This window comes from Rhodococcus sp. RS1C4 (assembly GCF_002258225.1).
GTDB classification, from domain to species: Bacteria; Actinomycetota; Actinomycetes; order Mycobacteriales; family Mycobacteriaceae; genus Rhodococcoides; species Rhodococcoides fascians_E.
Window position 1 is genome coordinate 33,402 of record NZ_NOXZ01000003.1, and the last position, 26,998, is coordinate 60,399.

Sequence of the window (26,998 nt, forward strand, 5' to 3'; positions counted from 1 at the left end):
TTCTCGTGCTGCGAGATACAGAGAATCAGTGACTGTGGCCGTGTCCGGCCGCAGGCTCCTCTTCCTCGGCAGGCTTCTCGACGACAGCACTCTCGGTCGTGAGAATCATCCGCGCAACGGACGCTGCGTTGACGACCGCAGAACGGGTCACCTTGACCGGATCGACGACACCGTCGGCGAGCAGGTCACCGTAGGTCAGGGTCGCGGCGTTGAAGCCGTGGCCCTTGTCGAGTGCCGCGACCTTGCTGACCACGACGGATCCGTCGATGCCCGCATTGGTGGCGATCCAGAACAGCGGCGCGTTGAGTGCAGTACGCACAACAGCGACACCGGTCGCTTCGTCACCCGTCAGACCGAGGTTGTCCGCGAGCGACAACGCAGCCTGTGTCAGTGCCGAACCGCCGCCGGGGACGATGCCCTCCTCGACAGCAGCCTTGGCTGCATTCACGGCGTCGTCGACGCGGAACTTGCGTTCCTTCAGCTCGGTCTCGGTTGCCGCGCCGACCTTGATGACGGCAACTCCGCCGGACAGCTTCGCCAGACGCTCTTCGAGCTTCTCGCGGTCCCATTCGGAATCGGTTGCTTCGATTTCACGACGCAGCTGGGCGACGCGGGTGTCGATGTCCGCCTGCGTGCCTGCACCGTCGACGATCGTCGTGTCGTCCTTGGTGACGACGACGCGGCGAGCGGTTCCGAGCAGCTCGAGGCCTGCTTCCTTCAAGCTGAGGCCGACATCGGCGGTGATGACCGTACCGGCCGTCACGACAGCCAGGTCGTCGAGGAACGCCTTGCGGCGGTCGCCGAAGAACGGTGCCTTGACTGCAACTGCCTTGATGGTCTTGCGGATCGAGTTCACGACCAGCGTGGACAGGACTTCACCCTCGGTGTCCTCGGCGATGATCAGCAGAGGCTTTCCGCTCTCGGCGACCTTCTCCAGCAGGGGAAGGAAGTCGGGAAGGGAGGTGATCTTGTCGCGGTGCAGCAGGACGTAGGCGTCCTCGAGCACAGCCTGCTGCGAGTCGACGTCGGTGACGAAGTACGGCGACAGGTAGCCCTTGTCGAAGCGGACGCCCTCGGTGACCGACAGCTCGGTGCTCAGCGTCGAGGACTCCTCGACGGTGACGACGCCGTCGGCGCCGACGCGAGTGAGTGCTTCACCCACGAGCTCGCCGATCTCCGGGTCACGCGAGGACACCGTGGCGACCTGCGCGATTGCTTCCTTGCCCTCGACGGGTGTCGCTGCCGCGAGCAGTGCCTCGGCAACCTTGTCGGCCGCCTTGGCGATACCGGAACCGAGTGCGATCGGGTTGGCGCCCGCCGCGATGTTCTTCAGGCCCCCGCGCACGAGTGCCTGCGCCAACACGGTGGCCGTGGTGGTGCCGTCGCCCGCAACGTCGTTGGTCTTGGTGGCGACGCTCTTGACGAGCTGCGCGCCGAGGTTCTCGAACGGGTCTTCGAGGTCGATCTCGCGGGCGATGGAAACGCCGTCGTTGGTGACCGTGGGGCCACCGAATGCCTTGGCGAGCACCACGTGTCGTCCGCGCGGTCCGAGCGTCACCTTGACGGCGTCGGCCAATTTGTCGACGCCACGCTCGAGGGCCCGGCGGGCTTCCTCGTTGAATTGGATTTGCTTTGCCATGTTTCGGTATTACTCCTTCGAGTCAGTGAACTCGATTGAACGCACTCCGCCCCGGGACCGAATCGAAATCGGGTTCCGGGGCGGGAAGCGTTTACGGCCTACTTGGCGATGACAGCCAGCACGTCACGTGCCGACAGGATCAGGTACTCCTCGCCGGCGTACTTGATCTCGGTGCCGCCGTACTTGCTGTAGATGACGGTGTCGCCTTCTTTGACGTCGACCGGGATCCGGTTGCCCTTCTCGGTGACACGGCCTTCGCCGACAGCGACGACGGTGCCTTCCTGAGGCTTCTCCTTGGCTGTGTCGGGGATGACCAGACCGGAGGCGGTCGTCGTCTCGGCCTCGTTGGCCTGGACGAGGATCTTGTCCTCGAGCGGCTTGATTTTCACGCTCGCCACGTTGAGCCCTCCATTGTTATGGGGTACGCGTCCGGGGTCGGATCCCCGGACTGCTGTGTTTGTACTGCACGTTCACTGCTCTGCGCTTGTTCCCGTCGTCGCGGGTTCCGGGACTTCGCGCATCGCTGTCTAGCACTCTATACACGCGAGTGCCAGCACTCAACCCCTAAGGGTGCAAGGCCGTCGGCGAGTCGTACGCCCGCAGCGAAACCCCGTCGACCACGGCACTCACCAGCCGTTGTGAGCGGAAATGTAGGCCAGGGGAAACTTTCGTACGCACGTGTGGAGGCCTGCTGCGCCCTCGACGCAGGGGCGGTGCTGCGTTTCACATTCGCTTGGGCGCTTCTGTAACGTTAAGATAACGAGACTCCGATATGTCCACCGGACGTAAGAAGCGAACGCAGGCACAGCACGGGACCGACAGGACGGGAGGTGGACGGTGAGGACTGCCATCGGCGTATCCACCGGCACCGAGGTCGTCTGTGCCGCTTTGGTCATCGAAGAGGACAACGGTTCCCGCACGGTCGAATACCGCACCGTCTCCGCCGACAGCGAGGTCAACACCGACGTCGGCGATCTGGTCGCGTCGGCAATCGATGTCGTGCTGGCCCTCGCTCCGCCGCCCGACGGCGTCGGTGCCCACACGGGTGAGCGGGTTCGTCCCGAGGCCATCGCGGTCACCCACCGCACCGAGGACCACGCCGCATCCATCAGGTCGGCGTGCGGACGCTCCACCCATACCGTCGTACTCGTGCCCGAGACGGCCGCCGCGCATGCGTTTCTCGACGATGCGGGCTCGATCGCGCGTTACCGGACGGTGACCGTCGTCGACGTCGGCGCCACCGGGACCACCACGTCGGTCATCGACACAGCCTCCGGCGAGGTTCGCCATGCGGAACGCACGTCGCAGTTCGGCGGTGATCTCGCGGACCGTCTGGAGTGGGATCTTCTCGAACGCGGTGGAAGCGACGACGGCCGGGACGAGTTCGAGACCGCACTACGTCCACACGTGGTGAAGGTCGGACACTTCGCACGCCGAGTCGCGGCATCCGCAGGTGCCGATGCAGAGGCGGTCGTCCTCATCGGTGGAGGGGCCCGCATCCCGTCCATCCGCGCCGTTCTCGTGTCGGTGCTGGATCTTCCGGTGATCCTCCCGTCCGACCCGGACACCGTCCTCGCGCAGGGCGCGGCCCTGCTTGCGTTGCACGCCGCCCCAGGACGTTTTCCTACCGTCACCGACGGTAGAGGTTCGAGTGCGCGGTCGTTCGGCCGTTACGGCACTGCGCTCGCGGGGGCCTTGCTCGTCGGCGGAATCGTCTTGGCCTACGGAATCCAGACTCTCACTCCCAGCAACGATTCCGGCGTTTCGCCCGCGGGTTCGGCCGCAACGACGTCCGAGGACGTCGAGGCCGTGAACGTTCCCGCCGGAGACGACAACCCGATCGGCGCGCCGCCGACCGGCACCCGCGGCTCCTCGGCCGCGCCCAGCACCGGTTCTCCTCGGCCGCCGGTCGTCGACTCGACGCAGTACACGTCGGGCAGCACCACCCGACCATCGACGACGCCGTCGCTGCGTCCGGCTCCCGATCTCCCCGTCATACCGTGGCCGGCCAGCCCGCCGGAGCAGTCGACGACCCGGCCCGCGCCGCAGTCTCCGACATCACCGCCCGGCGGCGGAGTGGACTCCCCGCCGACCGACGATCCGGGCGAGACGGTGACCACCCCGCCGGTGACGACGCCGCCAGTGACAACACCTCAGCCGCCCACCTCGGCACCGGGTGGGTCCACCGAACTCAGCCCTCCTCCGTCGACTCCGGGGAGTATCCCGACCACCGATGTCAACGGAACGCCGACGACCCCGGGCTTGAGCCCTCCCACCACCGTGTGGTCGCCCCCGCCGAACGCCGGGGCTTCGGACGAGGACACTGCGCAACCGACGCCGTCGCGCGCTCCGAGCACGTCGTTGACCACACAATCGGATACGGCCGGCGGAGCGACGACGCCGACTGCGTGACCGGACAGTTCGCTATCGGGCAGCGGTGACCCGACTGGTGGACACGGGCAGTCCCGGGTCGGTGGCCACCCGCAGATCCGACGGCTCGGCCCCTCGCGCGACGAGGTGGGCGCCGAGCGCCGCGATCATGACACCGTTGTCGGTGCACAGCCGCGGTCGTGGAATCCTGAGCGTCAAACCTGCTTGCTCACAGCGCGACCCGATGAGAGATCGAATGCGTGAGTTGGCCGTGGCGCCACCACCGAGGACGATGGTGTCGACACCGACGTCGGTCGCGGCGCGCACGGCCTTCATCGTCAACACATCGGCGACCGACTCCTGGAACGAGGCGGCCACGTCGGCGACAGGAACGGCGTCTCCCGCTCGCTGCCTGGCTTCGACGAATCGGGCCACGGCCGTCTTGACCCCGGAGAACGAGAAGTCGTATCGAGCATCGCGCGGTCCGGTCATACCCCGAGGGAACGCTATGGCGGTCGGATCCCCTTGCCGCGCAGCGTCGTCCAGAGCCGGACCACCCGGGTAGCCCAGGCCCAACAGCCGGGCCACCTTGTCGAACGCCTCCCCCGCGGCGTCGTCGACGGTCGTCCCCAACTCGACGATGGGCTCGCCCAGATCGTTCACGTGCAGAAGATGTGTGTGGCCACCGGAGACCAGAAGCGCCACGCAGGACGGCATCGGCCCGTGTTCGAGCGTGTCGACGGCGACGTGTCCACCGAGGTGATTCACCGCGTAGAACGGCACACCCCAGGCAGCCGCATAGGCTTTCGCTGCAGCGACTCCCACCAGAAGCGCTCCGGCGAGACCGGGTCCGATGGTGACGGCCACCGCGTCCGGTCGATCCAGGTCGGCCGCGGCGAGCGCACGCCGCATCGTCGGAACGATTGCTTCCAGGTGCGCGCGGGACGCCACCTCTGGAACGACGCCGCCGTAGCGCGCGTGCTCGTCGACACTGGAGGCGACCTCGTCGGCCAGGAGTTCGCACACTCCCGAGTCCTTCCATCGAACGATGCCGACTCCTGTTTCGTCACAGGAACTTTCGATCCCCATCACGTTCATGCGGTTGCACCTGCCCTCGGATCGGGCCGTTGCATCGTGTAAGCATCTGCGCCACTGGGTTGGTAATAGTTGCGGCGGGTGCCGACCACCACGAAGCCTTCTCGGACGTACAGTTCGATCGCGGGTGTGTTGTCGGTGCGCACCTCGAGAAAAACCGAACCGCCGTGAGCATCCGCTTCGCTCAGCAGTCGGTCCATGAGGGCGCCACCGATTCCGCGGCGATGCGCGCTCGGGTCGACACCGATGGTGTGCACCTCGGATTCCGCCGAGGTGCCGTGTCCGAGCAACGCGATTCCGGCGTACCCCAGAAGCTCTCCGTCTTCTCGCGCCGCGAAGTAACGATTGTGCGGCGCAGCGAGTTCGGAGAGAAACGCCTGTTCGGTCCACGGGTCGTCACCCGGAAACAGGATGCCCTCGAGTTCGGCGCACCGCGGCGCATCCGACCGGACCATCGGGGTGATGTCGACGCTCATCGGCCTGCTGCCTTTGCGGCCTCGCGCTCGGCGATCGTCTTGGCATCGGGCCTGCGCAGGTACAGCGGGATCAACGGCTCGGGGGTGATTCCCGACGTCAAACCGTCGGCTGCCGTCAGGACCAGACTCGCGGGTGTGGGCGACTCGGCTTCTGCCGCAGGGAGATCGAACAATCCGACATGCCCCGCAGATCCGGCGATCATGGTTGCGTCACCGGGATCGACCAGAGCGGGGGCACCCACGTCCGGGCCCGACACTCGCACGCCGGCTCGGTACCGCGCCGAATAGACTTCACGGCGGCGTGCGTCGGTGACCACGAGCAGCTCGGCCACGGTGTCGACCTGCACCGCGATGGCATCGAGACTGCACACGCCGTGCACCGGGACGCCGAGTGCATCACCGAATGCCGCGCCGGTTGCCATTCCGACGCGCAGGCCGGTGAACGGACCAGGGCCGACGCCGACGACGACGGCGTCGAGATCTGCAGGCGTCAGGTTTGCCTCGGCGAGGCATTCGAGAATGTTGGGCGTCAACACCTCAGCGTGCAATCTGGCATCGACGACGACTCGGGCTGCGAGGGTGTGCGCGACACCGCCCTCGAATCGGACGACACCGGAGGTCACAGCGGGCGTGGAGGTATCGACGGCGAGAACGAGCACGGTATCTCAGAGTACCCGCACGAGCACGGCGGGTCAGTGCTGGGCGATCCGCCGCACCTGTACACGACGAGTGTCGGACTCCGGATCACGACGGATGCGCACGGAGATGTGGGAATCGGCCAACTTCTCCACCAATCCCTCTCCCCACTCGACGACGACCACGGCGTCTGCGAGGTCGGAATCGAGGTCGAGCGCATCCAACTCGTCGAGCGCGGATTCGCCGGTCATCCCCAGTCGGTACGCGTCGACGTGAACCAACGTCACCGGATCGAGGCCCTCGCCCCGCCGGCCCGGTCGATGCTCGCGAGCGATGACGAACGTCGGTGAGCTGACACGTCCCTGGACGCCGAGACCCGCCGCGATGCCGCGTGTCATCGCGGTCTTGCCCGCACCGAGGGGGCCGTCGAGAACAACGAGGTCACCGGCGGTCAGGTGCCGGGCGAGTTGCTGTCCGAACGCTTCGGTGTCGGTCGCCGTCTCGAGAAGGCGCTCGGTGCCGTCGAACATGTCCGTGTCGGTGTCCGCGCCCGGGTCCGTGAGGTCAGACAATGCCCCTCCTACCGGATCGACGCTGTGCCCTCAGCTCCATGGCTCGGGTTCCGAGCCGCACCAGTGCGGCGTTCACCTTGTCCGGGAATTCGAGCTGAACGAGGTGGCCGGCCTGACGAATCCGCACCATCTCGGCTTCCGGAAGTGCATCGGCGAGCGCAACCGAACTGTCGAACGGAATGATCCAATCGTCGTCGCCGCACACGACCGTCGTCGGAATGCGCAGCAGCTCGGCGAGCGCATCGCTCTCGTCGTGCAGTTCCAACGTCTCGAGGAAGTTCACGATGGTCACGACAGAGGTGTCGTCGATCATCTTCTGCGAGAAATCCACCAGCCGCGGACTCACTCGCGTTCCGTAGGACGCCGCGCGCAGAACCGGTGCGATGAGCGTCTTCGCCGCGCCGCGGCCGAACTGTACGACGCCCGGCGAGGTGCGTACGGCCAGCCGGAACGCGTCGACCACCGGGTTGTCGAGGCTGCGACCGAGCCCTGTCTCCGCCAGGCCTGCCGCCGTCGTCGAGATCAATCCGACCCCGACGACCCGCTCACGGACCAGTTCGGGTTTCTGCCTTGTCATGGACAGGACGGTCATCCCACCCATCGAATGCCCGATCAGCATCAGGTGTCCTCGCGGCGCGACAGCGCGGATGACCGCGTCGAGGTCGAGGCCGAGCTGGGCGATCGTGCAACTCTCCGGCGTCGGGATCCCGGACTTGCCGTGTCCTCGCTGGTCGTAGAACACCATGCGCACCTTCGAGCCCCACTCCTGCTCGAGCGCCTGACGTTGGAAGTGCCACGACGCCATCCGCAGGCAGTACCCGTGGACGAACACTGCGGTGATGGGCGCGTCGGTGGGCCCGACTTCCCGCACGGCCAGCGGAACTCCGTCGTCGGCGATGACGATCGATCCTCGGTCGGCGTCCATCAGCTCGAGGTTCTCGCCTGCGAGCGGGTCCTTGTTGGACCTCAGCAAAGTCTCGCGCAGCGCGATCCCGACACTGCCGAAGATCCCGAAGCTCTCGGCCAACTTCACCGAGCAACCTCCTCGGTCGTGTCGGCGGCATGTCGCTCGGTCGACGCCGAGTCGGACCCGACGTAGCGTCTGCGTGCCCGTCCGCCTATCCCGGTGACCACCTCGTAGTGAATGGTGTCCAGTACGTCGGCCCATTCCTGCGCTACGGGGGCGTCGTTCTCGCCGGCGCCGAACAGCACCGCCGTGTCGCCTTCGACGACGGATCCGCCGTCGGGTCCGAGATTCACGACGAACTGGTCCATGCAGACTCGCCCGACCGACGGATACCGTCTGCCGTCGATGGTGACGTCGAACCGACCGCTGAGTGTGCGTCGCACACCGTCGGCGTAGCCCATCGGTATCAGCGCCACGACGGTGTCCTCGGGTGACGTCCACGTGTGGCCGTAGGACACGCTGTCTCCTGCCCGCACCTTCTTGATCAGCGCCACCTGCGCGGACACCGTCATCGCCGGGATCAGGTCGAACTGGCCCAGTTCGGGGATCGGCGACAGTCCGTACATCGCAATTCCCGGCCTGACCATGTCGAAGCGGAGATCGTGCCGTGTCACGGTGGCGGCGGAGTTGGACAGGTGAACGATCTCGGGTCGTACACCGGCCGCTGCGGCCCTGACGACGCTTTCCTGCAGCACCATCGCCTGCTGGTCGTTCAGCGGATGCCCGGGCTCGTCGGCGCACGCGAGGTGCGAGAACATGCCGCGAAAGTGAACGGACCCCTCGGCGACCGCGCCGCCGAGGACGGTCAACACGTCGTCGAGGTCCTGTGGTTCGATCCCGTTGCGGTTGAGTCCGGTGTCCACCTTGAGCGTGATTGCCGCGGTGGTACCGACGCGGCGTGCGGCGTCGACGACCGAGGCGAGTTGTGCGCGCGAGGACACTCCGATGCCGACCCCGGCCGTCAGTGCGGGCGCGAAATCGGTGTCCGAACGGTGCAGCCAGGACAGGATGGGCGCCGTGATCCCGGCATCACGCAGTGCGATGCCCTCTCCCACCGTGGTGACTCCCAACTCGGAGGCACCTGCCGCGAGTGCAGTCCGCGCCACCTGGACGGCACCGTGGTTGTATCCGTCCGCCTTCACCACGACCATCGTTGCGGCGTTCTCCGCGTGTTCACGAAGCACACCGACGTTGTGCGCGATTGCTGCGAGGTCGATCGTCACCGACCCGCCCGCACCGGTGTCCGCTTCCTCGGCATCCACCGTTGACGCACTCACGTTGTCCACAGCACCCGATAGTGCCACCACTGCGACGCGATCGTGCATCGGGTCCGTGGAGATCTGTGAACGATCACGCACGCCCTGTGACCGAACGAACAGTTCGGATTGCGTCGGACACTGCCCCCAGCAGCGGACTCGCGGAGATCGGAGCGGCGAACTCGCCGCCGCGACCGTGTGCCGCTGTCGCGGCGGCCAAAGCGTGGACCCGCGCCGCGCAAGCTGCCGCGGTGACCGTGTCCAGTCCGGATGCCAGGAGGGCACCCAGAATCCCGGCCAGCACGTCGCCCGAGCCCGCCGTCGACGCGGCCGACCCGCCGGCATCGCTCACCACCACGGCACCGTCGGGACCCGCGATCACGGTTGCGCGACCTTTGAGAAGAACACTCACACCCCACGTCGACGCGAGTTCCCGCACGGCAGAGACCCGATCGGAGCCGGGAGCCGCACCGGTCAGACGCTCGAACTCACCGGCATGCGGGGTCAGCAGCGTCGGCGCGGTGCGTCCGCGAACCAGCTCCGGCGACGACGACAGGATCGTGAGAGCATCGGCATCGACGACGACGGGCAGGTCCGACGTCAGGACCTGCGACAACACGTCACGGGACGAGGTGTCGGTGCCGAATCCCGGGCCGACCACCCAGGACTGAACCCGTCCTGCTTCCTTCATTCCGGTTGCCGCCACGACTTCCGGATAGTGCGTTACCACGTCCGCCGCAGCGCTTCCGACGTATCTGACCATCCCGGATGTCGCAGCGACCGCGGCTCCGGAGCACAGGATCGCAGCGCCCGGGTACTGCGCGCTGCCCGCGAGGACCCCGACGACTCCCTGCGTGTACTTGTCGTCGGTCGCGGCGGGAACGGGCCATCGAGCACCGACGTCGGGCGGCTCGAATGCTCGCAGGTACGGCGATCCGAGTTTCAGGCCCAGTTCGACGACGTCGACTCTGCCGCAGTATGGGACGGCCAGCACGTGGGCCGGCTTGCGCGCACCGAAGGCCACCGTCACGTCGGCTCGGACAGCCGGGCCGTCCACCGCACCGGTTGTCGGATCGACACCGCTCGGAATGTCGGCCGCCACTATCGGAGCCGACACGCGCGAGACCACGTCGGCGGCCTCGGGCCGCAGCGGTCCACGACCGGAGATCCCCACCACGGCGTCGACGACGACGTCCGGCCGACCGGGTGAATCCACGATCCGCCCGCCCGCGCGGCGGAACGCGGCGAGACCGGCTGCGTGCGTGCGCTCCGGGGTGAGCAGCACAGCGCTGACCGCCACGCCCCGACGTCGCAGCATCGCGCCCGCCCAGAGCCCGTCGCCGCCGTTGTCCCCCGATCCGACGAGCACGCACACGTTGCGCCCGACTACCCCGGAAGTCCTGCTGTGCAGTTCCGCCGCGACCACCCCGGCCAGTCCGTGCGCGGCACGCCGCATGAGGGCACCGTCGGGCAGTGACTGCATCAGCGGACGCTCGGCGTCACGAACCTGGTCGGGTGTGTAGTAGCTGCGCACGATGCCTTCCTGCCGGATCTATTCGACGGTGACGGACTTCGCGAGGTTCCGAGGTTTGTCGACGTCGTATCCGCGAGCCTGTGCCACCTCGGCTGCGAACACCTGCAGCGGAACCGTCGAGAGCAACGGTTGCAGCAGGGTCGGAGCGGCGGGGATCTCGATGAGATGGTCCGCGAACGGCCTGACTGCCTCGTCCCCTTCTTCTGCGATGACGACGGTGAGCGCACCGCGAGCCTGGACCTCGCGGATGTTGGACAGCAGTTTCGAGTGTAGGACCGCGCGGCCCTTCGGCGACGGCATCACGACGATGACCGGCACGCCGTCCTCGATCAGCGCGATGGGGCCGTGCTTGAGTTCACCCGCGGCGAATCCCTCCGCGTGCATGTAGGCCAGCTCTTTGAGCTTCAGCGCACCCTCGAGTGCCACAGGATATCCGACGTGCCGGCCGAGGAACAGGATCGTCGGCGTGTGGGCGAGCTCGCGCGCGAGCACCCGTACCGGCTCCACGGTGTCGAGCACTCGCTGCACCAGCTCCGGCATCGATTCGAGGTCGGCGTACTCGCGAGCGACCTCGTCGGGGTACTTGGTACCGCGGGCCTGGGCGAGCGCGAGTCCGACGACGTAGTTCGCGGTGATCTGCGCGAGGAAGGCCTTGGTCGAGGCCACTCCGATCTCGGGTCCGGTCCGGGTGTAGACGACCGCGTCGGCCTCCCGAGGAATCTGCGATCCGTTGGTGTTGCAGACAGCCAGTACCTTGGCGTTCTGCTCCTTCGCGTGCCGCACCGCTTCCAATGTGTCCGCAGTCTCGCCGGACTGGGAGATGGCCACCACCAGCGTCGACCTGTCCAGCACCGGATCCCGGTACCGGAACTCGCTCGCCAGTTCCACCTCGACCGGCAGCCTCGTCCAGTGTTCGATCGCGTACTTGGCCAGCAGGCCGGAGTGGTACGAGCTTCCGCAGGCGACCACGAACACCTTGTCGACGTCACGCAACTCCTGATCGGACAGTCGCTGCTCGTCGAGGACGATCCGACGATTCTCGAAGTGACCGAGCAACGTGTCCGCGACGGCGGCCGGCTGTTCCTGGATCTCCTTGAGCATGAAGTAGTCGTAACCGCCCTTCTCGGCGGCAGCGAGATCCCAGTCGATGTGGAAGGGGCGGCCCTCTGCAGGGCTCCCGTCGAAATCGGTGATCGTGTAGCCCTCGGCGGTGATGACGACCACCTGGTCCTGACCGAGCTCCACCGCGTCACGCGTGTGCTCGATGAACGCCGCGACATCCGATCCGAGGAACGTCTCACCCTTGCCGACACCGACGACGAGCGGAGTGGAACGACGAGCAGCGACGATGGTGTCCGGATGATCGGAGTGCGTGAAGACCAGCGTGAACGCGCCCTCGAGTCGACGGAGAACCCTCTTGGCGCTCTCGACGAAGTCACCCGCAGTCGGGCCGTCTGCATACGCCGCGGCGACGAGGTGAACCGCCACCTCGGTATCGGTGTCGGAGGAGAACTCGACGCCCGTGGACTCCAGCTCGGCGCGCAGGGGGCCGAAGTTCTCGATGATGCCGTTGTGCACGACCGCCACCGAGCCGCTCACGTCGCGGTGCGGATGCGCGTTCCGGTCCGTCGGCCGCCCGTGCGTTGCCCATCGCGTGTGGCCCATGCCCGACGTTCCGACGAACTTCTCCGCACCGACCTCGTCGAGCTCAGCTTCGAGATTGGCGAGACGACCGGCCTTGCGTTCGACTGCGGTGTTGCCGTTTCCGTCCAGAATGGCGATGCCTGCAGAGTCGTAGCCCCGGTACTCCATGCGCCTGAGCGCTTCGACGACAACACCCAACGCCGGGCGGTGGCCGACATATCCCACGATTCCACACATGGTGGTTCAGGGTACCCGCCACCGGACCCCGATCAGCGTGGCGCTTGCTCGTTCTCTGCCCCGTACCCACGCAGTTCCGCCTTGATCCGATAGCGTTGCCGCTGTGTCGACATCGAAGAAGCTCGCCGCCCAGCTCGGGAAACGTGGTCCTCACCCAGTGCTCCGCGGCAACCTCGCGTTGGCGGGCCAGCCCGGCGTCGTGTTCACCCCGGCCACGGGCTACAACCTGCCTGCGGTCGCGTTCGGCCACGGCTGGCTGTTGAGTGCCGAACGGTACGCGGACACGCTGAAGCACCTGGCGTCGTGGGGCATCGTCGCCGCCGCTCCGGACACCGAGCGCGGACCGGTTCCGTCACACCGCGGACTGGCTGCCGACCTCGCCACAACCCTCGACATCGTCACCGGAGTGCGGCTCGGAACCGGAGACATCAGCGTTCACCCGGACAAACTGGCGGTGGCCGGCCACGGCATGGGCGCCAGCATCGCGGTACTCACCGCTGCAGCGCGATCGGACGTCAAGGCCGTCGCTGCTCTGTACCCGGCGCCGTCGGCACCGAGCGCCGAGGACGCGGCAGCGACGCTCGACATCCCGAGCATCGTCCTGGGTGACGCGGCCCTGGCCGACTCGTTGAACGACAACACCGTGTCTCTCGCAGGTGCACTGCGTTCCCCCACGACGTTCCGGCGTCTGGACAAGGCGTCGTCCGACGGAATCGTCGAGGGCCGGCGACTGCTGAGCCCCCTCGGAGTCGGCGGGACGGAGAAGTCGACCGTCCGAACCACCCGCGCTCTCCTGACCGCGTTCCTGTTGTTCCACCTCACCGGCGAAGAGCAGTACGCCGAACTCGCCGGAGCGGGTGAGCTGAAGGGAACGCGAGTCGTCGATCCGCACGCGCCGGTCCAGGACCAGCCGAAGCCCAACCCGTTGACCGCGATCCGTGGCGTGATCGGCCGCTGAACTCGCTGCGGAACCGCCGCCGGGTCAGACCAACCAACTCCTGGTCTCCGCCTGGTGCGGATCTTCCTGTCCGTTCTGTCCGTCACTGCGGTCCTGCCCGGTCACCGGCCGGACAGTGCGGTCGTGCTGCGCTGGTGTCAGGAACGACGCCGTACGGTACTCGTCCTCCTCCCACGACGCGGGCCGATGTACGTCGGACCCCGGCGAGGGCCCTGTAGCTGCCGCCGCGACCGGGTCCGCCTCGAAGTCACGCGTCAGGACACGTCTGACGACGTCCTCGTATCCGCGGCCCGCGGCCTCGATCGATTCCGCGCATTCCAGGGATGCGCGGTCCATTCGTTCCCGCCACCACCGGCCCGAATCCAGAAAGGGCTGATTCATGACGGTCCCGCCTGGGTCACAGGGGACCCGCCTGGGTCAGACGAGCACCGGAACCAGCGGGTGCGGGTGCGGGCATGTCCGGCTCTGAAGTAACCGGTGGTTCGGGTGTCGGTGGTTCGGGTGTCGGTGGTTCGGGTGTCGGCGGTTCGGGTGTCGGTAGTTGTGCTGGTGGGAGGTCCGGCGCAGGCGCCTGCCCGGTTCCGGACGCGGCGGATTCAGAGGGGAGCGCGGTGGATTCCGGTGGAAGCGCAGGTGGCCCCGGTGCGGGAGCGGGAGGCTCCGGGTTCGTCGTGCACTCGACGATCGGAAGACCGAACGGTCCCGGCTTCAGTTCGAAACGACGACTCTCGCCGTCGGGAGTTCCGAGCTGCAACGCCACATTCCCATTGTGCGCCAACGACAATCGAGCACTGTGCCCGTCGAAAGCAGCCTCGACATGTCCGCGTTCGGCGTCGCCGCCCGCAACGGGTGGTGGCATGACGGGCGGTCCGGGAACGAATGGGGAGACCGGATGATTCTGTGCGACGGATGGATCCGGTCGTTCGTCGGGCCGATTCCGCTCGGTCGTGTCGGCTGGGTCGCTCGCATCGGACGGCCTCGGACTTTGCGGTGCGTCGTTCGATGCCGCTGGCGGCAAGGGGTTTTCACCGACGTCGTCGGGTGAGTTCAGATGATCGAGGAGAGCCTCGATTGCCACTTCGGTACGTTCGACCATCTCGGCGCCGGAGCGCTCGATGGCAGCGATGATGTCCTTGCCGCTCGGAACCTCACCGAGCAGCGACTCGAGACCGGCGCGTATCTCCGACGGATCGATCCGGCGCTCACCGGAGGTGGCGGGATCGCCAGGAACGGCGACGTTTCCAGGGGTGATCGGAGCCGATCCCGGTTGGCTGTCGACGACGTCCGGCCCGAACTCCTGCACGCGTGCCGGCAGGACCACTCCGTCGTGCCGAGGATCGGGAGGGTTCTGCTGAGCGGGAGGCAGGGTCTGGGTGCCCCCTCCCCCGTCTGCTCGTCGGTTCGGACCGTCGCAACCCCACGGGGGCTGCGGGGCGGACGGGAACGGCTCGGACCGAACGGCTTCGGCGACCAGTGCCACGGTCGTCAGGTGGTCCCGAACTGCCTGATCGATGGATGAGCAGATGTCCGTGAAGGTTCGGCACGCAGCCGAGACCACGGGAACCAGAACCGTGCGCAGCCACTCGTCGCACACGTCCCGAGCGTTCTGCATCAACTTCCGTGGTGCGGAGTCGGCAGACAGCGGTCCGTTGGATGCAGGCCAGTCGAACACCGGCAGCATGTCCACCAGCGCATCCGCGGCTTGTTTCGCGCGATCCAACGACGTCGGGTCCGCAAGGTCCACCGTCGCGACCGTGTCGATACGCTCGACGATCTCCAGCATCTTGCCGTCGATCGCTCCCCACTCGGACGCGACGGTCGGATCGAACCGGGCCGTCTCCGACGCCTTCTGCTCCACCGCTCCGCGAATCCTCTCGGCGGCCTGACCGAGCACCTGTGCCAGCTGTTCGGTCGCGAGCACACGCTGATCGGCCAACGTCGTGTCCGATGCGATGTCGGCAACCGCGGACTCCGCGGCAGAGCCGACCCAGGCCTGCGCGAGGTCGCCCAAGAGTGCGCGTTGCTTGTCGAGCTCTCGCCGAGCCGACACGACGCCGTCGCCGAGAAGCCGCGCGTCCTCGGACAGTACCGCCAGGTCGAGCCCACGCTGTTGGTCGTACCGCGCGCACAGGGCCGGGTACGCCCACGCTGTGTCGGCTGTGAGTCGGTGCAGGATCGGCAGGTACCTCTCGAAGTACAGAAGGCCCACTGCCCCCGCGTCGAGGATCTCGTCGACACTGCGTCCGGTGGGACTCACCGCAGACCTTCCGCGGTCGCGATCGCCCACGACGTCCGGCCGTCGGCGGCCTGGTAGGCGTCGAGGACGGCACGCAGGGACACCGCATTGTCCTCGACGGCCTCGCTCCACCGCCGAATTCCCGTCTCCACGCCGTCGTACCCTGCGGCGATGCGCAGACCGACGTCGCCGTAGTCACGACCGGCCGCGGCCGGCCCGAACGACAGTGTCGTCGCCACCAGAGCTACATCCGCCACCGTCCGGGAGGACGCGTCCAACTCCACCGCCACCCGACCGACCTTCTCGATGTCGATTTCCATACTCGGACGTTCCCCCATGTCGACGAACTGCTCGGCACCCGTTCGGTGCTCCTTCTCTGTTCGACGCAGCCCGAGAACATTCGGTTCCACCGTGCCCAGGTATCGTCCGATAACAAGAACCCGCCGGGTCACAGTGAGCCAGCGGAAAGACTCGACATCGGATAGCACCTACCTGCGAGGAGTCCCATGCACATCGGAACCATGTTGAATTATTCGGGCGGGTTCAACGAGACCGTCGCCGAGGTCGCGGAGCTGGAGAAGGCCGGGGTCGACATCATCTTCGTCCCCGAGGCGTACTCGTTCGACGCCGTCAGCCAGCTCGGGTTCCTCGCCGCCAAGACGTCGACGATCAAGATCGCGTCGGGCATCTTCCAGATCTACACCCGCACGCCGTCGCTGACGGCGATGACGGCAGCCGGCTTGGACTACGTCTCCGACGGCCGGTTCGTTCTGGGCCTCGGCGCATCGGGACCTCAGGTGGTCGAGGGATTCCACGGCGTCAAATACGACGCGCCGATCGCTCGGACCAGGGAAGTGATCGACATCTGCCGCCAGGTGTGGCGCCGCGAGAAGGTCGAACACCAGGGCAAGTACTACCAGATCCCCCTTCCCGCCGAGAAGGGCACCGGTCTCGGAAAGCCACTCAAGCTGATCAATCACCCTGTGCGCGAACGCATCCCCGTGGTCATCGCAGCATTGGGACCCAAGAACGTGGAGTTGACGGCCGAAATCGCCGAAGGCTGGCAGCCGATCTTCTACTTCCCCGAGAAGGCAGAGCAGGTCTGGGGTGACGCCCTGGCCGCAGGCAAGGCCAAGCGCGATCCGTCGCTCGGCGACCTGCAGGTGTTCGCGAGCCCGACGCTCGCCATCGGTGACGACGCCGAGAAGTTCCTGCCCTGGGTGAAGCCGCATCTCGCCCTCTACATCGGCGGAATGGGCGCAAAGGGCAAGAACTTCTACAACGACCTGGCGCAGCGATACGGCTACGAGGCCGAAGCCGAGAAGATCCAGGACCTCTACCTCGCGGGAAAGAAGGAGGAGGCCGCGGCGGCTGTGCCCGACGAGCTGGTCCGCGCCGTCAACCTGATCGGTCCCGAAAGCTACGTCAAGGAGCGTGTCGCCGCGTTCGCCGAAGCCGGGGTCACCACGCTGAACGTCGCGCCACTTGCCGAGAACACCGCCGGCCGCGTCGCGCAGCTGACCAAGCTACGGGAACTGACGGCCTGACCACCGGTCAGACCTGGCCGACCCGGCTCGCCAGATCCTCGGCGAGCCGGTTCGCCAGATCCACCTCGGCAGCTTCCACCATCACCCGCACCAACTGCTCGGTTCCACTGGGGCGCAGCAGGACTCGCCCGGAGTCACCCAGGATCCGTTCCGCCTCGGACACCGCATCCAGAACAGCCGGGGCCGACGCGACAGCGCGCTTGTCCGACACCTTCACGTTGATCAGCACCTGAGGCAGCGTCGTCATCACCGATGCCAGGTCGGCCAAGGAACGTCCGGTCTCGGCCATCCGCCCCATCAACAGCAAGGCCGTCAGAACGCCGTCGCCGGTGGTACCGAACGACGAAATCACCACGTGCCCGCTCTGTTCGCCACCGAGCGCGTATCCGCCCGACCGCAGCTCCTCGAGCACGTACCGGTCACCGACCGCGGTGGTACGGACCGAGATCCCTGCCTCGCGCATCGCGATGTGCAGGCCAAGGTTGCTCATCACGGTGGCAACCAGCGTGTCGTCGGTCAGGACGCCCGCGTCCTTGAGACCGACGGCAAGGACGGCCATGATCGCGTCGCCGTCGACGATCGCACCCGTCGAGTCGACGGCGAGGCACCGATCGGCGTCGCCGTCGTGTGCGATTCCCAGGTCGGCGCCGTGCTCCACGACGGCCTTCTGCAGGTCCTCCATGTGAGTCGATCCGCACCCGTCGTTGATGTTCAGACCGTCGGGGTCGGCGTTGATGGCGATCACGTCGGCACCTGCCTGCGCATAGATCGCGGGTGCAACCACCGAGGCCGCCCCGTGCGCGCAGTCGACGACAACGGTCAGCCCGTCGAGACTATGAGTCGACGCACGTCCGACGTGCGCGACGTATCGACCCGCGGCGTCCGACGATGCGCGGACGCGGCCGATTCCTGCACCTGTCGGCGCGGCGCCCTGCAAATCGCCTGCGATGTGCGCTTCGATTCGATCCTCGACATCGTCGTCGAGCTTGTGGCCGCCCGCGGCGAAGATCTTGATTCCGTTGTCCGGCATGGGATTGTGCGATGCCGAGATCATCACACCGAGTGCGGCACCGAGGTCTGCGGTGAGGAATGCGACTGCGGGCGTGGGAAGAACCCCGACGTCGACGACGTCCACTCCGGACGCTGTGAGCCCGGCAGTGACTGCAGCGGTGAGCATTTCGCCGCTCGCACGAGGATCACGTCCTACCACCGCGACGGGAGTCGTACCCGGCGAGCTGGGCGCGAGAACCGCGGCCGCAGCCTTGGCCACCTTCAACGCCAACTCGGGGGTGAGCAGGTCGTTGGCCAGCCCCCGTACTCCGTCGGTACCGAACAGTCGAGTCATGCGGGCATGTCCCCCTTCGCCGAAATGAGCATGCGGTCGCTCCGCAGGCTCCGCTCGAATGGAGCATGCGGTCGCTCCGCAGGCTCCGCTCGAATGGAGCATGCGGTCGCTCCGCAGGCTCCGCTCGAATGTAGAACTGTCGAACAAACGCCGCGAGGGCAGGCATCCGATACTTCGTGGACGCCTGCCCTCGCGGGTAGAACTGTGCGGCGCGTCAGCGCTTGGAGTACTGCGACGCCTTACGTGCCTTCTTCAGGCCGTACTTCTTACGCTCGACTGCACGAGCATCACGCGTGAGGAAGCCGGCAGCCTTCAGCGGCGGGCGATCCTCGGGGGTGACCTCGATCAGGGCGCGAGAGATGGCCAGACGCAGCGCGCCTGCCTGTCCGGACGGTCCGCCACCGTGCAGCAGTGCAACGATGTCGAAGGACTCCGCACGATCGACGAGCACCAGCGGAGCCTTGATGAGCTGCTGGTGAACCTTGTTCGGGAAGTAGTCCTCGAGGCTGCGGCCGTTGAGCTTGAATCCGCCGGTGCCCGGAGCGAACCGGACGCGAGCGACAGCTTCCTTACGACGGCCGACGGTCTGAACCGGGCGGTCGAACAGGATGGGCGCGGGAGCGGCGGCAGCTGCCTCGATCTCCTCGACGACCTCGGGCTCTTCCACGGAGACGAACTCGTCCGCGGCGATCTCCACTGCCTCTTCTGGGATTTCCTGCGACGTCACGTCATTTCCCTCCGGCGCCGTCACTGGGACACCTGCTTGATCTCGAACGGAACGGGCTGCTGAGCTGCGTGCGGGTGGTTCGGTCCCGCGTACACCTTGAGCTTGCCCGCGATTGCATTACCGAGCTTGTTCTTGGGGATCATGCCCTTGACGGCCTTCTCCACGAGACGGTCCGGGTTGTTCTCCAACACCTGACGAGTCGAACGCGACTTCAGTCCGCCCGGGTGGCCGGAGTGGTGGTGGTGGAACTTGCCGTCGAGCTTGTTGCCACTGATGGCAACCTTCTCGGCGTTGACGATGATGACGAAATCGCCACCGTCGACGTTGGGTGCGTAGGTCGGCTTGTGCTTGCCGCGCAGCAGAGTCGCGGCCTGGACGGCAAGGCGTCCGAGCACGACGTCCGTGGCGTCGATCACATGCCAAGTCCGGGTGGTGTCCCCGGCCTTCGGGCTGTATGTAGACACGTAAAAGTCCTGTCTTCATGATGTCGCTGCTGGCCAAGACGTATTGATGACCTCGGCGGCCAGTTGAGACCCGAGATCAAGGAGTCGGCCGCGCAGCATTGTGCGCGGCGTTCCCATACACGCCAACGATGGACGATACCGGCTGCGTGGCCCCCAGGTCAAAACGCCCGTCGACCGGAAGGTGCGCCCGACTCACCGTGCACGGACGCACCGGATACAGCGGCGTGCCGCGGGCAATGCGTCGAGACGAGCGTCGGCGATGCATTCTCCGCACCGTTCGCAGATCCCGTAGGTGCCGGACGCCACGCGTTCCGTGGCTGCATCGAGCTCGCGCAACTCCAATTCCGCATCGCGGGCAAGCGACGCGACCGTGGCACGCTCGAACGCGATGGTCGAACCCTCCGGGTCGTGTTCGTCGTCGTCGGTGGACCGCCGTGAGCCCTCGACGATCGCGGCGAACTGAGACCGCAGAGACTCCAGCCGAGCAGCGACGACCGACCTCGCCTCCTCGATCCTGCCCAGCTGATCCGTCACGCGGTCCAGTGAACATCGCGCGGCGTCCGATGGAAACCCCCGCGTCACCGACAGTCCGGCGCACACGCAATTCGGCCCCGAAGTCGCGAGGACGTCGGGGCCGAATGGACGACGAAGATCAGGAGAAGCGCGCGCGGTTGGCCGCTTCCTGCTCCTGCATCCGCTGGTTGCCGGAGTTCACCGCGCCGATCAGGCTCTGCAGAACGCCGTTGAGTTCGGCCTGCGCAGCGTTCCACTCGTTCTGCTTGACCTGGTACTGATCGGAGTCGGCACCCTGCCACGTCGCGACGAGCGGCTGGATGGACGACTTGACGTCGTCGAGCTTCTCGTTGAGCTGCGACCACTTGGTGGTCATGCCGCCGGCCAGATCGCCGATCGCACCGAAGTTGTACTTGATTTCACCGCTGGTCATCGTTTCCTCGCATTCGTGTCCATCGACTTCAGGCCGACGAGTTGATTGGTCCGTACGTTCGAGAGCCGAGCGCGAGCGATCAGAGGTTCAAGCTGCTCGCGACGGAGTTGAGCTGAGACGTGTTGTCCTGCTCCGACTGGTCGTACTGCACACCACTGGTCTTGATCGACTCCCCGATGCCGGACAGAGCGTTCTCCAGCTTGTTGGCGCTGGAATCCCAGTTGGTCATGACCTGGGCGAATGTCGTCGATGCCGAACCCTGCCAGATACCGGACGCCGCGTGGTTCACATCGCCGCGCAGCGCGGACAGCAGATCGTGAATTTCGCCTCGCAGGCCGTCGACCTTTGCAGACACTGCGAGCATGGTCTGAATATCGGTTTGTGCCATGTCGACCCCTTCGTGTTCATCGGTGTCGAGCACTCTGGTGAATGCTCGGTCGAGGCACCGGTTCGCCATGGCGTACCAGCAGATCTCCCCCTACATCTGATTGGACGCAACCGGCCGGTGGTTCGGTTCCATCGGATCCGAAGAATCTTCGAAGCGATGTGCGAATCTACCGAGCCGGCGAGACGGACAAGCTCGACACCGCCCGCGCACAGTCGTCGATCAACGCGTCCGCGAAGCCCGCAGAACTCTGGCATCCGATGCTGACCTGCAGCCCGCCGTCGACGAAGACGTGCCACTGCACCGTCGAACCGTCGGGCGGGTTCTCCACGTACGAGATGCCCACTCGCTCACCGAAATCGGTCGCGGCGGTGAATTCCACGATCGACCCCTCGTCGCTGCGCGCGTCGAGTTGTCGCTGCAGATCCTCGGCCACCGAATCCAACGATGCACCCGGTGTCAGTTCCGTCGAGGAGAGGACGATCCGCCGCTCGGGAAAGTCCGGCGGTATCAACAGAATTCGCGTCTGCTCGCTGCGCGTCGTCCAGGTCGCAGGCCCGGCGATACTGACTCTCCCGAACTCCGACCGTGAGACCGGGTCCGGCGTCGAATTCGGTGTCGACACGGGCGTCGAGCGCTCGGCGGCCCGCGTCGACGATCCGGCTACCGGCGGCTCGGACGTCGGCGCCACTGCCGGGACGGGTCGAGAGGATGCAGGCTGGGCGGAAACAGGCTGGGCGGAAGGTACAGGTTTCTCCGCGCGGAACACGAAGAACACCAGCCCGCCGAGCAGGAGGACGAGAGCCAGCGCGCCGACAGCCGGCGCGGGAACACGGCGCGTCGGAGGCGACGGCGCGGTCGCCTCGGTCAACCACGCCGCGGCTCGGCCCAACGGCACCGGCGGGTGCACCGTGGGATCTGCTCGAAAGTCACCGGCCCCCACTTCACCGCGCACCCCGGCCGCGTAGATGTCTGCTGCGAACGGACTGGCCCAGTCGGGGGTGTCCGCGGCCGGCTCGTACGCCGAGCCCGCGTCTGCCGAACGGTACGAATCCCCGGGTGCGTCACCCGGATCCGACAGTCCGACGGCGGCCGCCATCGATCGAACGACGGTCGGACCCGTCGCACGGTGAATCCGATACGCGTGCAGGTCGTCCGACGCTGGCTCGCCGACGCCGGGTCCGGTGAGTCCGGGCAGGACGGGTTCGTCGCCTGTCGTCGAGAGGACGAAAACGTCGACTCGTCCACGCCTGGGTTCGGCCGCGACGAGAGCAGCCACACGGTCGAGAACGGAGCGGCTCGCGGCGGCGTCGACATCGATGTCTCTGCTGCCCACCGCGTCCCAGCGCACATCGCGAACGTAGCCGTGTGGCTGCCCGTCGACCCCCGGCTCGTCTCGCCGTCGATCGAGACCGACGACGACCGAGCTGAGATCGTCGACCTCGACGACCACAGCAGACTCGGGGGCACGCTCTCCGAGCGATCGAACGACCGCCGTCGCGGAGTCGATCACCGTCACCTCACAGGCCGAGGAACGGACGGCTCGCCGTGCGACGTCGCGGCGAGCGTCACCCCACGCCGACGGACACGCGATCTCGAGCAGGTCCACGTGACCCACGACGCCGGACCGTGCGAGTGCGTCGCCCACGATTCCGCCGAACACCCGAGCCGTGGGAACTACGGTCGATCCGACGAGTACGGCTTCGTCGTCGACGAACGACCACGGTCGCCGCTCGGTCTCGGAGACGGCCGCTGCATGCTCGGCCGCCACGTCCGGCGGATCGGAACGCAGGAAGAGCAGGGTGCCTTCGTCCATCGTCAGCGCGATGTCGAACCTGGTGCACTGCACTCCAGCCGCCGAACTCACCAACACGGACACGCAATCCTCACCGAGGTGAACTGCGGCGTAGGTTCCAGCGGAGTCTGCGGCCCGCACCCTCATGCCGGGGACCAGGCCAGTTGCACGAGCGACTGTCCACGCCGGTCCACCAACATTCCCCGTCCCGGCGGCATCGGCGACGGTTTGACCGTTCCGACGAGGTTGCCCTCGTCACGAGAGCCGCTCATCACCAACCCCGGTGACACGAGATCGCGGATGCGCGAGATCACCGGGTCGTACATCGTCCGCGAGGCTCCGCCGGACCGCCGCGCGACGACGAGGTGCAGGCCGATGTCTCGCGCGTGCGGAAGGTATTCCGTCAACGGCGTCAGGGGATTTCCCGACGCGGTGGCCACGAGATCGTAATCGTCGACGATCACGAAGATGTCCGGCCCGGTCCACCACGACCGTTCGCGAAGTTGCTGCGACGTGACGTCCGGGCCTGGCATGCGTTCGGCCAGTTTGGACGCCAGCTCGGTCATCATGGTGGTCAGAACCGGCTGCGACGCGGCGTATCCGGCCAGATGATCGGTGTCCACCAGACCGAGCATCGTCCGTCGATAGTCCGCGAAGATGATCTTGACCTGCTGAGGCGTGTTCGCTTCCACGAGTGAGGAGCTGATGGACTTCAGCAACGACGTCTTTCCGCATTCGGTGTCTCCGAACACGAGGAAGTGGGCTTGCTCGGCGAAGTCGATCGCGACGGGTTTCAGTTCGGCCTCGTCGATGCCGAGCGGAACCCACAGCTCCGCGACGTCTCCGCGCACCCGCGGCCATCGACCGACCAGTACCCGCCTGAGGTCCGCGAGGGGCAAGCTGTCCGGAAGCATGCGTACGGCAGGAGCGGCTCTGTCGCCGTATCGAGCCGAAACACTGCGCAGCGCAGCGGTGATTCCTGCGCCCAAATCCGTGGTCGACGACGCACCGTCGAGGCGCGGTAGGCCGACCAGCAGGTGCAGCCCGTCCTTCGTGATTCCGCGGCCGGGCCTGTTCTCCGGCACCCTGGCCGCCTTGACCCGTCCGAACTCCGAGTCCGATGCGTCACCGAGACGGAGCTCGATTCGAGTACCGATCAGGTCCTTCGTCGCGGGCCGGATCTCGGCCCACCGCGTCGCAGTGACGACGAGATGGACGCCGTACGACAGCCCCTGCGCGGCGACGGCGGCGAGCTGCTGCTCCAGCGGCTCGAAATCCGTTCTGATGCTCCCCCACCCGTCGATGACCAGGAACACGTCTCCGAACGAATCCTCGGGATCGACGGGATGCTCGGTCCGTCGGCGTCTGAATTCGGCCATCGAATCGATACCCCGTTGGCGGAAGAGACGCTCACGGCGACTGATCACCGACGTCACCTCGGCGACCGTGCGACGAACACGATCGACGTCGAGCCTGCTCGCCGTCGAGCCCACGTGAGGGAGGTCGATCAATGCGTTGAGGGTTCCACCGCCGAAATCGAGGCAGTAGAACTGCACTTGCTCCGGCGTGTGCGTCGACGCCATGGACATGATCAGAGTGCGCACGGCAGTCGACTTTCCGGTCTGGGGACCACCGACTATCGCCAGATGCCCCTGTGCGCCGGACAGATCGACCTGCAGGAGATCTCGGCGCTGATCGAACGGTCTGTCGACGATGCCGATCGGTGCCCGCAGCGTCGCCGGTCGCTGGGCGAGCGCCGCCGGATCCGTGGCTCCGACCAGGCTGTCGAGCGCCGGCGACCGGTCGAGCGGAGGGAGCCAGACGTCGTGAGCCGGGTTACCGTGCCCACGAACACGTTCGACGACGACGTCCAGAACCGTACGGACGTCCTGAGTGTCGTCCACGCTCGTGGCGCCGTCCGCCAGGAGGTCCGCGGTGTCGACCGGGTGCGTTTCCTCCACCTCGCGCGCCCGGTCGCCGGGCGAAACCGGTACGGGGAACGCACCGAACAGCTTCGGAACGATGTCGACGTCCGTACGTCCGTTCACCTGACGTGCCGTACGCGGACGAACGTACGGACCCGACACGTAGGACGCCGCGAACCGCATGATCTCGGCAGAGTCGCACTTGAGGTAGCCCGCGCCGGGTTGCGCCGGCAGGTGGTAGGCGTCGGGAACCCCCAGGACCGTCCGAGACTCGTTCGCCGAGAACGTCTTCAATCCGATCCGGTACGACAGGTGGCTGTCCAGCCCGCGAAGCTTGCCTTCCTCGAGTCGCTGACTGGCCAGCAGCAGGTGCATGTGCAGCGATCGTCCGAGACGTCCGATGGCAACGAAGAGATCGGCGAATTCCGGCTGCTGACTGAGCAACTCCGAGAATTCGTCGACGACGATGAACAGTGCGGGCATCGGCGCCAAGGCCGCGCCGGACGATCGGGCTTTCTCGTAGTCCGTGACGTTGGCGAAGTTACCGGCGTCTCGGAGGAGTTCCTGACGGCGGTTCATCTCACCGGCCAGCGCATCCTTCATCCGGTCCACGAGTGCGAGGTCGTCGGACAGGTTGGTGATCACGGCGGCGACGTGCGGCGCGTCCTCGAGCCCGGCGAACGTCGCGCCACCCTTGAAGTCCACGAGGACCAGGTTCAACTGATCCGGGGAGTGGGTCGCCACCAACCCCAGAACCAATGTCCGGAGAAACTCCGATTTTCCCGATCCCGTTGCACCGATGCACAGTCCGTGCGGACCCATGCCGTTCTCCGCGGATTCCTTCAGGTCGATCTCGACCGCGCTTCCGTCGGGCGCGACGCCTATCGGTACTCGCAGCCGGTCGCGCCCACGCCTCGGCGTCCACACACGCATCGGATCGAGGTCACCGACATCGGGGATCGCGAGCAGTCGGTTCCATGTCGATATCGACTCACCCTCGTCGACGGTGACGTCGCTGTGCCGAGCGGTGGTCGTACGGAAGGGAGACAGCCGGCGCGCCACCGTTTCCGCTGCTGCGACACTCAGCGTGTCCGCCTGCCCGAAGATCTCGACGCCGGGGCCGCTGACCGCACCCACCGTTCCGTTCTCGGTGACGAGTCGCAGCCCTCGACTGGACGCGAGCGACGTCGCGAATCCGGAGAGATCCAGCACCGTGACCGCCTCCAACCCGGTTCGTGTCACGTCGGTGCCACTGTTGTCCAGCAATCCCCCGTCGACGACGATCACGATGTGCGCGACACCGGCTGTTGCCGGCGCGCCGCGCGTGAACCTGTTGCGCAGTGAAAGTTGCTCGCCCAGAGCACCTTCGAGTTCGAGGAACGAGCCGTAGATCATCCGAGCACTGCCGACTCCGTCTTCGAGAAGCTCGTGCTGCGCGTGCGGGAGCCACTTGATCCAGTCCCAGTGCATCACCGTGTCCGGCCCGCACACCACTGCGATGCGCACCTGATCCGGGTCGTGGAAGGTGCACAGCGACGCGATCATCGCACGCACCGTCGCCCTCGCAGCGGAACGGTCCCCGGTGAGGGCGATCGCCGCGAATCCGCGCAGCGACAGCGCGGTCGGCAGGTCGTTCACGACCGAATGCGCACGCACGAAGCGCCTGAGGGATACCGCCGACACCGGCTCCAATTCCTCGACCGGGCCGGTTTCCGGTGGCACGAGCCGGGTGGCCAATCTCTGCGTGCCACGGCCGATCCGCACGTGGCAGAAATCGGGGTCCGCGGTGCGTCGTTCCCACATTCGGTGGGTTCCGGCGAACGACCAGAGGACGGCCGGATCCGGATGCGACCATTCGAGGGCTGTGCGCTGTGCGTCGGCCGTGACGCGCACGTCCTTGCGCAATTGGTCCAGGTAACGAAGGTAGTCCTTGCGGTCCTCGTTCGCCTCGGCGGTCCGCGCGCCGCCGCCTTTTCCTCCGCCCGCGACCATCCCCAGCATCGATACCAGCATCATCGCCGGGAACATCAGCATCATGGGGTTCGCGGCCATGCCGGAGGTGAACATCAACGCGACCATGCCGACCATCGCCGCCACCATGACCACCGGCATGAGCTTCATCAGCAGATTTCCCGGCACGATCCGAGGAATTTCCGGCGGCGCCTGAAGGGTGACCTCGCCACCAGGGGTTCTGGGCACCGGACGGCGGGCACCACGAACGAAACGAACCGTACTCACGCTGCT

The 26,998-nt window shown here is 66.7% G+C and carries 24 protein-coding genes; 3 read left to right on the forward strand and 21 right to left on the reverse strand.

Features of this window, described 5'->3' with window-relative positions; translation table 11 throughout:
- Positions 1 to 25: 25 nt before the first annotated feature.
- Positions 26 to 1,639 carry a chaperonin GroEL gene (gene groL, locus CH289_RS00260; RefSeq protein WP_019663607.1) on the reverse strand — a complete coding sequence of 538 codons (1,614 nt, stop codon included), beginning with the start codon at positions 1,637 to 1,639 and terminating at the stop codon, positions 26 to 28.
- A 98-nt stretch (positions 1,640 to 1,737) separates the two neighbouring features.
- A complete protein-coding gene (gene groES / locus CH289_RS00265) occupies positions 1,738 to 2,037 on the reverse strand; it encodes a co-chaperone GroES (RefSeq protein ID WP_008718149.1) in 300 nt (99 codons plus the stop codon).
- A gap of 439 nt (positions 2,038 to 2,476) precedes the next feature.
- Between groES and CH289_RS00270 the strand changes: the two genes are divergently transcribed.
- Positions 2,477 to 4,051 (forward strand): Hsp70 family protein, encoded by a 1,575-nt coding sequence (locus CH289_RS00270; RefSeq protein ID WP_020111135.1) that lies wholly within the window; start codon positions 2,477 to 2,479, stop codon positions 4,049 to 4,051.
- A gap of 12 nt (positions 4,052 to 4,063) precedes the next feature.
- Here the strand turns inward: CH289_RS00270 and tsaD are convergent, their stop codons facing one another.
- Genes tsaD through glmS form a run of 8 tightly spaced genes read right to left on the reverse strand, consistent with a single transcriptional unit; the run spans position 4,064 to position 12,426 of the window.
- Complete coding sequence (gene tsaD / locus CH289_RS00275; protein ID WP_019663605.1) at positions 4,064 to 5,107, reverse strand: tRNA (adenosine(37)-N6)-threonylcarbamoyltransferase complex transferase subunit TsaD; 1,044 nt, start codon at positions 5,105 to 5,107, stop codon at positions 4,064 to 4,066.
- On the reverse strand, positions 5,104 to 5,580 hold the full coding sequence (gene rimI / locus CH289_RS00280; protein ID WP_019663604.1) for a ribosomal protein S18-alanine N-acetyltransferase: 477 nt from the start codon (positions 5,578 to 5,580) through the stop codon (positions 5,104 to 5,106). Before rimI ends, tsaD begins: the two co-directional genes overlap by 4 nt.
- The gene (gene tsaB, locus CH289_RS00285; RefSeq protein ID WP_020111136.1) at positions 5,577 to 6,239 is read right to left on the reverse strand and encodes a tRNA (adenosine(37)-N6)-threonylcarbamoyltransferase complex dimerization subunit type 1 TsaB; all 663 of its coding nucleotides are present in this window, start codon (positions 6,237 to 6,239) and stop codon (positions 5,577 to 5,579) included. The genes rimI and tsaB overlap by 4 nt, the downstream gene beginning before the upstream one ends.
- Before the next feature lie 33 nt (positions 6,240 to 6,272).
- Complete coding sequence (gene tsaE, locus CH289_RS00290; protein ID WP_026347517.1) at positions 6,273 to 6,746, reverse strand: tRNA (adenosine(37)-N6)-threonylcarbamoyltransferase complex ATPase subunit type 1 TsaE; 474 nt, start codon at positions 6,744 to 6,746, stop codon at positions 6,273 to 6,275.
- Positions 6,747 to 6,780: 34 nt separating this feature from the next.
- A complete protein-coding gene (locus CH289_RS00295) occupies positions 6,781 to 7,821 on the reverse strand; it encodes an alpha/beta fold hydrolase (RefSeq protein WP_019663601.1) in 1,041 nt (346 codons plus the stop codon).
- Positions 7,818 to 9,113 (reverse strand): alanine racemase, encoded by a 1,296-nt coding sequence (gene alr, locus CH289_RS00300; protein ID WP_020111137.1) that lies wholly within the window; start codon positions 9,111 to 9,113, stop codon positions 7,818 to 7,820. The genes CH289_RS00295 and alr overlap by 4 nt, the downstream gene beginning before the upstream one ends.
- On the reverse strand, positions 9,106 to 10,545 hold the full coding sequence (locus CH289_RS00305) for a bifunctional ADP-dependent NAD(P)H-hydrate dehydratase/NAD(P)H-hydrate epimerase (protein ID WP_020111138.1): 1,440 nt from the start codon (positions 10,543 to 10,545) through the stop codon (positions 9,106 to 9,108). Before CH289_RS00305 ends, alr begins: the two co-directional genes overlap by 8 nt.
- A gap of 18 nt (positions 10,546 to 10,563) precedes the next feature.
- Positions 10,564 to 12,426, reverse strand: a complete 1,863-nt coding sequence (gene glmS / locus CH289_RS00310) for a glutamine--fructose-6-phosphate transaminase (isomerizing) (RefSeq protein WP_026347516.1) — start codon at positions 12,424 to 12,426, stop codon at positions 10,564 to 10,566.
- A gap of 103 nt (positions 12,427 to 12,529) precedes the next feature.
- On the opposite strand from glmS, the gene CH289_RS00315 reads away from it, so the two are divergent.
- A complete protein-coding gene (locus CH289_RS00315) occupies positions 12,530 to 13,384 on the forward strand; it encodes a dienelactone hydrolase family protein (RefSeq protein ID WP_033189918.1) in 855 nt (284 codons plus the stop codon).
- 24 nt (positions 13,385 to 13,408) lie between these two features.
- On the opposite strand, the gene CH289_RS00320 is transcribed toward CH289_RS00315, so the two are convergent.
- From CH289_RS00320 to CH289_RS00330, 3 genes are read right to left on the reverse strand one after another with little or no spacing between them, the layout of a single operon-like run.
- Positions 13,409 to 13,765 (reverse strand): hypothetical protein, encoded by a 357-nt coding sequence (locus CH289_RS00320; RefSeq protein WP_231383795.1) that lies wholly within the window; start codon positions 13,763 to 13,765, stop codon positions 13,409 to 13,411.
- Between the two features lie 16 nt (positions 13,766 to 13,781).
- Positions 13,782 to 15,641 (reverse strand): hypothetical protein, encoded by a 1,860-nt coding sequence (locus CH289_RS00325; RefSeq protein WP_231383796.1) that lies wholly within the window; start codon positions 15,639 to 15,641, stop codon positions 13,782 to 13,784.
- Complete coding sequence (locus CH289_RS00330) at positions 15,638 to 16,030, reverse strand: hypothetical protein (protein WP_020111142.1); 393 nt, start codon at positions 16,028 to 16,030, stop codon at positions 15,638 to 15,640. Before CH289_RS00330 ends, CH289_RS00325 begins: the two co-directional genes overlap by 4 nt.
- A gap of 96 nt (positions 16,031 to 16,126) precedes the next feature.
- On the opposite strand from CH289_RS00330, the gene CH289_RS00335 reads away from it, so the two are divergent.
- Positions 16,127 to 17,167: an LLM class F420-dependent oxidoreductase gene (locus CH289_RS00335; protein WP_020111143.1), complete on the forward strand. Its 1,041-nt coding sequence runs from the start codon at positions 16,127 to 16,129 to the stop codon at positions 17,165 to 17,167.
- A 7-nt stretch (positions 17,168 to 17,174) separates the two neighbouring features.
- Here CH289_RS00335 and glmM read toward each other — a convergent pair whose 3' ends face one another.
- From glmM to eccCa, 8 genes are all read right to left on the reverse strand, one after another.
- A complete protein-coding gene (glmM, locus tag CH289_RS00340; protein WP_020111144.1) occupies positions 17,175 to 18,512 on the reverse strand; it encodes a phosphoglucosamine mutase in 1,338 nt (445 codons plus the stop codon).
- Positions 18,513 to 18,726: 214 nt separating this feature from the next.
- Positions 18,727 to 19,263 (reverse strand): 30S ribosomal protein S9, encoded by a 537-nt coding sequence (rpsI, locus tag CH289_RS00345; protein ID WP_019663591.1) that lies wholly within the window; start codon positions 19,261 to 19,263, stop codon positions 18,727 to 18,729.
- Positions 19,260 to 19,703 carry a 50S ribosomal protein L13 gene (gene rplM / locus CH289_RS00350; RefSeq protein ID WP_019663590.1) on the reverse strand — a complete coding sequence of 148 codons (444 nt, stop codon included), beginning with the start codon at positions 19,701 to 19,703 and terminating at the stop codon, positions 19,260 to 19,262. The genes rpsI and rplM overlap by 4 nt, the downstream gene beginning before the upstream one ends.
- Before the next feature lie 192 nt (positions 19,704 to 19,895).
- Positions 19,896 to 20,237 carry a TraR/DksA family transcriptional regulator gene (locus tag CH289_RS00355; protein WP_020111145.1) on the reverse strand — a complete coding sequence of 114 codons (342 nt, stop codon included), beginning with the start codon at positions 20,235 to 20,237 and terminating at the stop codon, positions 19,896 to 19,898.
- Positions 20,238 to 20,355: 118 nt separating this feature from the next.
- On the reverse strand, positions 20,356 to 20,649 hold the full coding sequence (locus CH289_RS00360; protein ID WP_019663588.1) for a WXG100 family type VII secretion target: 294 nt from the start codon (positions 20,647 to 20,649) through the stop codon (positions 20,356 to 20,358).
- A 79-nt stretch (positions 20,650 to 20,728) separates the two neighbouring features.
- Positions 20,729 to 21,037 (reverse strand): WXG100 family type VII secretion target, encoded by a 309-nt coding sequence (locus CH289_RS00365; protein ID WP_230593817.1) that lies wholly within the window; start codon positions 21,035 to 21,037, stop codon positions 20,729 to 20,731.
- 166 nt (positions 21,038 to 21,203) lie between these two features.
- On the reverse strand, positions 21,204 to 22,976 hold the full coding sequence (locus tag CH289_RS00370) for a type VII secretion-associated protein (RefSeq protein ID WP_094726967.1): 1,773 nt from the start codon (positions 22,974 to 22,976) through the stop codon (positions 21,204 to 21,206).
- Positions 22,973 to 26,992 (reverse strand): type VII secretion protein EccCa, encoded by a 4,020-nt coding sequence (gene eccCa, locus CH289_RS00375; protein ID WP_027498696.1) that lies wholly within the window; start codon positions 26,990 to 26,992, stop codon positions 22,973 to 22,975. The genes CH289_RS00370 and eccCa overlap by 4 nt, the downstream gene beginning before the upstream one ends.
- Between the last annotated feature and the right edge of the window lie 6 nt (positions 26,993 to 26,998).